A 6,916-nucleotide genomic window follows, 5' to 3' on the forward strand; every position below is an offset into this window, starting at 1 on the left:
CTTTTGCGATCTGGTGGCGACGACCCTTGCTCCGACTCGCCGCCATGCCACCCTCTCAGGCGTTGCCGATGAAGTCGGTCTTGCCGATGTCGGTGCCGGCCTGGCGCAGGATGTCGTAGGCGGTGGTGCAGTGGAAGAACAGGTTCGGGATGGTGAAGTGCAGCAGGTAGGCCTGGCCTTCGAAGTTCATCTCGCCGTTGCGCATCTTCAGGTGGATCGAGCGGGTTTCGCTGCCGTCGATCTGCGCCGGCGCGAAGCTCTTGATGTACGCGATCGAGCGCTCGATGCGGTCGTAGGCCTGCTCCAGCGTGGTCTCGTTGTCCTCGAACCCCTGCGGCTCCACTCCGGCCAGGCGGGCGGCGCCGCGGGTGGCCATGTCGCAGGCGATCTGGATCTGCTTGATCAACGGCAGCATGTCCGGGATCAGCCGGGTCTGCAGCAGCACTTCGTCGCTGACGTTCTTCGACTTCGCGTGCTGCTCGCCTTTCTTCAGCACGTGGGCGAGGTTGCCCAGCGCGCGGACGAAGACGGGAACGGCGACCTGGTACATGGAAAGTGTCATGGGTGATCTTCCTTTGGTTTGAGGGGGTGTTCGGGTGAAGCGGCGGCAGTCAGCAGCGCCAGCGGCTCGCCGGGAAGCACGCGGGGAGCGGCTTCGCCGGGCGTCGGCGCCGCAGTCGGCGGCAGCCGGCGGGTGACCCGGGCGGCGATCACCAGGCCAGCCAGCATCAGCGCGGCCGAAAGCGCGAAGGCTACACCCGGCAGATGGACCGGCGAGGACGGCGCGATCGACAGCGCGAAAATCTGTGCGAACAGGTACGGCCCGAAGATGCCGGCGAAACTGCCGAGGCTGCCGATCGCGCCCTGCAACCGGCCCTGCTCGGAAGGGTCGACCTGCTGGGTCATGATCGACTGGATCGGCGGCATCGCCAGCCCCCACAGCGCCAGCAGCGGCACGCCGAGCAGGAACACCCTGCCGGTGTCGGCCGCGCCCATCACCAGGAACGCGCCGACGCCGAACAGCATGCCGGCCAGCAGCACGCGGCGTTCGCCGAAGCGCGGCGCCAGCCGGCCGGTGAGCAGCGCCTGCACCGCGCCGTCGCAGGCGCCGACCAGCATCAGCACGTAGCCGACCGCCTGCGGGCCCCAGTGGTAGCGGTAATCCGCGTACAGCACGAACACCGTCTGCAGCACGTAGTGCGCCAGGTAGACCAGGAACAGCACCACCGCCAGGCCGAGCACCTGCGGATGGCTGCGCAGCAGCTTCAGCGAGCCGAACGGGTGTGCGCTGTGCAGTTCGAGGCGGGCCGTGCGGCGCTCCTTCGGCAGCGACTCGGGCAGGATGAAGCAGCCGTACAGGAAGTTGCACAGCGCCAGCGCGGCCGCCACCCAGAACGGCAGGCGCAGCGCGATGCCGCCGAGGAAGCCACCCACGCCGGGACCGATGATGAAGCCCAGCCCGAACGCGCTGCCCAGGATGCCGAACGCGGCCGCGCGTTTTTCCTTCGGTGTGATGTCGGCGATGTACGCGTTGGCGGTGCTGAAGCTGGCCGCGGTCATGCCGAGCAGGATGCGCGCCAGGAACAGCAGCCACAGCGCGGGCGCCAGCGCCAGCACCACGAAGTCCACCGCCAGGCCGAGGTTGGAGATCAGGATCACCGGCCGACGGCCGTAACGGTCCGACAGCGCGCCCTGCACCGGCGCAAACACGAACTGCACGATCGCGAATACCGTGCTGAAGATGCCCACCCACCACGCCGCGTTCGCGATGCCGCCACCGGCCAGCTGTTCCACCAGGTGCGGCAGCACCGGGATGATGATGCCGTACGCCAGCATGTCCAGCAGCACGGTGACGTAGATGAAGGCCAGCGCGGCCCGGTGGCGTGGTGCGGCGGCGGTCGGCGGCGACGGGTCCATGGGCATGGCGCGGCGATGGGGAGGGCACGATAGCCGAACGGCCGCGGCGCGGCACGTGCACCCCCGTCGCGCATCGCGCGCCGACGCGGCGCGATACCATGGGCAAACCCTTCGCCAAGGAATCGCCATGCTCCGACGTCTGCTCCCCGCATGCCTGCTGCTGGCACTGGCCGCCTGTTCCTCCAACCAGGGCGCCACCGCCACGGCACCGGTGTCGAAGGAGGAACTGGCGCCAGCGCCGGCGGCCAGCGCGCCGGTAGTACCGGCCGGCACCAGCACTGCCGTGCAGAAGCACCTGGCCGACTACGCCACGGTGAAGCTCACTGCCGACCTGTCGAAGTTCGACGCGCGGCAGAAGAAGATGATCGCGTTGCTGGTCGAGGCGGCCGACAGCATGAACGCGCTGTACTGGAAGCAGGCGTGGGGCGACCGCGACGCGCTGCTGCAGAAGATCGCCGACCCGGCCACGCGCGAGTTCGCCGAGATCAACTACGGCCCGTGGAACCGGCTGGACAACGACAAGCCGTTCGTCGATGGTGTCGGCGCGCGTCCACTCGGCGCGCAGTTCTACCCGGCCGACATGACCAAGGCCGAGTTCGACGCCTCCCCGCTGAAGGACAAGACCGCGCTGTACACCCTGCTGCGCCGCGACGCGCAGGGGCAGCTGGTCACCGTGCCCTACCACGAGGCGTACAAGGCCGAGCTGGAGAAGACCGCCGGCTTGCTGCGCCAGGCCGCGAAGCTGGCGAAGGATGCCGGCTTCAGGAAATACCTCATGCTGCGCGCTGACGCACTGCTGAGCGATGACTACCAGGCCAGCGACTTCGCCTGGATGGACATGAAGCACAACCCGATCGACCTCGTGATCGGCCCGATCGAGACCTACGAGGACCAGCTGTACGGCTACAAGGCCAGCTACGAGTCCTATGTGCTGATCAAGGACCAGGCCTGGAGCGCGAAGTTGGCGCGCTTCGCCAAATACCTGCCCGAGCTGCAGCGCGAGCTGCCGGTAGCCGACAAGTACAAGGCCGAAAAGCCCGGCGCCGACGCCGACCTCAACGCCTACTTCGCGGTCTACTACGGCGGCGACGCCAACGCCGGCGCCAAGACCATCGCGATCAACCTGCCCAACGACGAACAGGTGCAGCTGAAGAAGGGCACGCGCCGACTGCAGCTGGAAAACGTGATGCAGGCGAAGTTCGAGCAGATCATGCTGCCGATCGCCAGGGAGCTGATCGCCGACGACCAGCAGCACAACCTCAGCTTCGACGCGTTCTTCCAGAACACCATGTTCCACGAGGTGGCGCACGGCCTGGGCATCAAGGAGACACTGGACGGCAAGGGCACCGTGCGCAAGGCGCTGAAGGACCAGGCCTCCAGCTTCGAGGAAGGCAAGGCGGACATCCTCGGCCTGTACATGGTGACCAAGCTCGCCGACAAGGGCGAGCTGGACAAGGCGAAGCTGATGGACAACTACGTCACCTTCCTCGCCGGCATCCTGCGCTCGGTGCGCTTCGGCGCGTCCGACGCGCACGCCAAGGCGAACATGGTGCGCTTCAACTTCTTCAAGCAGCAGGGCGCGTTCAGTCGCGATGAGAACACCGGCCGCTACCGCGTCGACTTCGACAAGATGACCGCGGCGATGAACGCACTGTCGGCGAAACTGCTGACCATCCAGGGCAACGGCGACTACGAAGCCGCGAAACAGCTCACCGATCAGATGGGCGCCGTCGACGCCGAACTGGCCGGTGACCTGAAGCGGCTCGACCAGGCGCATATCCCGGTCGATATCCGCTTCGAGCAGGGTCTGGCCGTGCTGGGCCTGAAGCAGCCGTAGTGTGGACGGCCGCGGCGCGCAGGGCGCCATGGCCGCCAGCGTGCGTCCTGGCGTTCAGCGCGGCGCGAGGTCGCGCATCGCGATGCGCAGGCTGCGTCCGTCGGCGAGCTTCAGTGTCAGCATGGTGCCTTCGGCCTGGGCATGGCTGGCCTGACGAAAGCTTTCGCTGCCGATCGCGCGCACCGGCTGGCCATCGACCGCGACGATTTCGTCGCCCTTGTGCAGGCCTGCTTCGGCCGCGGGGCCACCGGGCACCACCCAGCTCACCGTGAAGCGGTCGCCGTGCTGCGCGTCGACCTTGGCCGCACGCAACCCGGCAGTGGCGAAGCGGCGCGGCGATGGCTGGCTGCGCGGCAGCAGGGTCATGGTTTGGCGACGGTAGTCGAAGTGCACGTTGAAGCGCGACAGCAGGTCCTGGCCGATGTTGCCGGCCTCGGTCGGGTTGCCGACGGCACCGGCATCGGCGCGGGTCAGCTGCGCCAGCGGATCGCCGAGCTCGACCCCACCCAGACGCATCGAGCGTACGTGCGCGATGCGCGAGACAAAGGCCCCGCCCACGCCGCCGGTGGGCTGCGGGTAGCCCTCGGCGTAGTGCGCGAGCAGACCTTCGCGCTCGACCCATTGCGGAAACAGCAGCAGGAAGCCCGAGTTGCCCGTATCGATGCCGAAGACGCCGCGCCTGCCGTCCACGCTGGCGTCGACCAGCGGCATGTCGAACGTGAAGCGCAGTGGCAGGGCATTGCCTTTCACCGCGGGCGGCGGCGTGCCGTGGTCGAACGGTTGCAACACCAGTTGCCCGTGGTCGTAGTCGAAGGTCACCGCGAAGCGCTCGAAGATCTCCAGCCCGAGGATGCCGGCGATCGGTGCCTGGTCGCCGCGCTCGGCGAAGCCGTAGCCGAAGGGCATCACCAGGAACGGCTGGTCGCGGATATCCGCCGCACCCATCGTCAGTATCGCGACCCGGGTGTAGGCGAGGCGCATCGAGCCCGGCCCGGAACCGGTACTGACGCCCTTGCCCTGGCTGGCCAGGCCCAGCTGCTTAGCCGTCTCTTCGGTGAGGATGGCGTGCCCGCCGGTATCCAGGATGAAGGGCATCGGCCGGCTGCCGTTGATGCTGGCCTCCACCAGCACCACGCTGCCCTGGAAATGCATGGGCGTGATCGCGCGGCTCGCCCCGTTGCGCATGCTGACGTCGCGGACCGTGCCGTCGGGCCGTTCGAGCGCATTGCCCGGCATGGTGGCCAGCGCCTGGTAGCGTTCGATCACGTCGTCGCTGTCGCTGTCGGTGGCGCCGCCGAGGGTGGCGCCGACGTTGCTGATGCGGAACGGCAGCTGCAGACCCTGCGCGGTCCGGTAATCCGCGTAGCGCCGGGTCATTACCAGGAACGAACCGGACCACACCGCGCGATCGAGCCGGTGGGTGGCCTTGTCGATCCACAACGTGGCGGGGCGGCCGCCCGGTGGTGTCGCCTCCACGCGGGCGAAGCGGCGCCCGTTCTCCGTCGCGTCGGGCACGGCGCGGTAGCTGGCGGCGGCCGGCGCGGTGAGCACGCCGAAGCGCTCGACCCAGCTCTCGGTGATCGCCATCGCCCGGGCTTCGGCGGAATCCAGGGGATGGATCAGTCCCGACCTGTCCTGGTGCCAGCGGCCTTGCGCGTCGAGGCCATCAGCACGCGGATACATCGGGTTGCGTGCGCGGATGGCGAAGTGGCCGGTGCGCAGGTCGACGGCGGCGTGCACGGGGCCGCTCAGTCCCTCGCCGGTCTCCTGGCCATCGGCGATCAGCGCGCCGATGGCGTTCCAGCGGGCGCCGCCATGGGCCTGGCGCAACTGCTGCAACAATGCGATGGCGCCGTCGCTGGCCGGAACGGCTGGCAAGGCGACCGGCAGCAACAGCCCCGCGAACAGCAACAGACGGATACGCAATGACGATGGCCGGTGCGGCATGGTCGGAATCTCCATGGGGTATCTCATGCTGGCGCGGCGGCACAAAAGCCGTCTAGGACGCGCTTGACCGATCAGGACGCTTTTTGCACGCCCCGGCGGAAATCACGTGGCGTCTGCCCGGTCATCCGCTTGAACACGCGGGCGAAATGGCTCTGGTCGGCGAAGCCGGCCTCGGCGGCTACCGCGGCGATCGGACGGCTGCCTTCGGCCAGTGCCTTGCGCGCGATGGCGATGCGCAGCCCGCGCTGGTATTCGCCCACCGAGACCCCCTGGGTTTGCTGAAAGCGCCGCGCCAGATGCGCCGGGTGCACGCCGGCAAGTGTCGCCAGCTCCTGCAGCGACGGCGACGCGAGCGGATCGTCGTGCAGGCGTTCGAGCACGCGCGGCAGCCAGCCAGGGCGGTTCGGCGCATGACCTTGCCGGCAGGCGTGGGCGACGAGTTCGAGTACTGCCGCATGCAGGGCCAGCGCCGCGGCGTCGTCGCCGGCGGCCAGCTCCCGTTCGATCCGTTGCCGCAGGTGCACCGCATCGGGCAGCTGCAGCAGGCGATGATCGCCGAGCAGGCGCCGCACGCCGGTGTCGGCGGCCAGTTCGGCCGAAAGAAACATGCTCAGGCAGCGCGCGCCCAAACTGGCGAAACGATTGGCGTGGCGATGGCCCTGCGGATGCACCAGCAACAGGCCGCTGCTGCACTCGGTATCGCCTCCGGCGGCGCGCTGCGTGTAGCCGCCGGCGGCGACGAGGCAGAGGTAGGGGTCGTCGTGTTCGTGCCAGGGCAGCGCCGAGTCGCCGGCATAATTGGTCACCGACACGCGCAGGCCGCCGCTCGTGTGCAGCCGTTCGGGCCGGCCGAAGTTGGTGCGTGCCAAGTGTTGCATGGATGCAGTGTACGGCCGTGCATGGCGGACGAATGTGCCAACGGTAACGGACTCGCCGCGAGCGGGAACTCAGCGCGGCGGGGGCAGGTGGCCCAGCATCCAGTCGGCGACGGCTTGCGGGTGTTCGAGGTGCAGATGATGGCCGCCTTCCATGTGGCTGACCGCGATGTCCGTCACGCAGGCGGCGCGTGCCTGCATCATCGCGGCAGGCAGGTAGGGCGTGGCCGGCTGCGCCAGCAGCAGGGCGGTGGGCGCGGCGATGCCGCGCAGCAGCGCATGCACCTGAGATTCGGCCATCCGCACCGCGCTGGGGCGGGTCAGCCGCGGGTCGATGCGC

6 protein-coding genes are annotated in these 6,916 nt (G+C 68.7%); 1 reads left to right on the top strand and 5 read right to left on the bottom strand.

The genetic code is table 11. The features are described from left to right. Positions 1–55 precede the first annotated feature (55 nt). A complete protein-coding gene (locus UUA_RS01525) occupies positions 56–562 on the bottom strand; it encodes a DUF1993 domain-containing protein (protein ID WP_039953394.1) in 507 nt (168 codons plus the stop codon). Beyond that, entirely contained in the window at positions 559–1,917 is a 1,359-nt protein-coding gene (locus UUA_RS01530) for a TCR/Tet family MFS transporter (protein ID WP_008433658.1), read from the bottom strand. Before UUA_RS01530 ends, UUA_RS01525 begins: the two co-directional genes overlap by 4 nt. 127 nt (positions 1,918–2,044) lie before the next feature. On the opposite strand from UUA_RS01530, the gene UUA_RS01535 reads away from it, so the two are divergent. Beyond that, on the top strand, positions 2,045–3,754 hold the full coding sequence (locus tag UUA_RS01535) for a dipeptidyl-peptidase 3 family protein (protein ID WP_008433660.1): 1,710 nt from the start codon (positions 2,045–2,047) through the stop codon (positions 3,752–3,754). A 54-nt stretch (positions 3,755–3,808) separates the two neighbouring features. Here the strand turns inward: UUA_RS01535 and UUA_RS01540 are convergent, their stop codons facing one another. From UUA_RS01540 to UUA_RS01550, 3 genes are all read right to left on the bottom strand, one after another. Continuing rightward, positions 3,809–5,716, bottom strand: coding sequence for an aspartyl protease family protein (locus UUA_RS01540; protein ID WP_008433661.1), 1,908 nt, complete (start codon positions 5,714–5,716; stop codon positions 3,809–3,811). A 56-nt stretch (positions 5,717–5,772) separates the two neighbouring features. Continuing rightward, positions 5,773–6,579, bottom strand: a complete 807-nt coding sequence (locus tag UUA_RS01545) for a helix-turn-helix transcriptional regulator (RefSeq protein ID WP_039953395.1) — start codon at positions 6,577–6,579, stop codon at positions 5,773–5,775. Positions 6,580–6,648: 69 nt separating this feature from the next. Next, positions 6,649–6,916: alpha/beta fold hydrolase (locus UUA_RS01550; protein ID WP_008433664.1), on the bottom strand; the 268-nt coding region annotated here is incomplete at its 5' end.

Source organism: Rhodanobacter thiooxydans LCS2 (assembly GCF_000264375.1).
Taxonomy (GTDB): Bacteria; Pseudomonadota; Gammaproteobacteria; order Xanthomonadales; family Rhodanobacteraceae; genus Rhodanobacter; species Rhodanobacter thiooxydans.

Excerpts from the sequence above, each read along its gene's own strand:
- UUA_RS01525 (WP_039953394.1), bottom strand. The coding sequence starts at position 562 with ATGACACTTTCCATGTACCAGGTCGCCGTTCCCGTCTTCGTCCGCGCG.
- UUA_RS01530 (WP_008433658.1), bottom strand. The coding sequence starts at position 1,917 with ATGGACCCGTCGCCGCCGACCGCCGCCGCACCACGCCACCGGGCCGCG.
- UUA_RS01535 (WP_008433660.1), top strand. The coding sequence starts at position 2,045 with ATGCTCCGACGTCTGCTCCCCGCATGCCTGCTGCTGGCACTGGCCGCC.
- UUA_RS01540 (WP_008433661.1), bottom strand. The coding sequence starts at position 5,716 with ATGGAGATTCCGACCATGCCGCACCGGCCATCGTCATTGCGTATCCGT.
- UUA_RS01545 (WP_039953395.1), bottom strand. The coding sequence starts at position 6,579 with ATGCAACACTTGGCACGCACCAACTTCGGCCGGCCCGAACGGCTGCAC.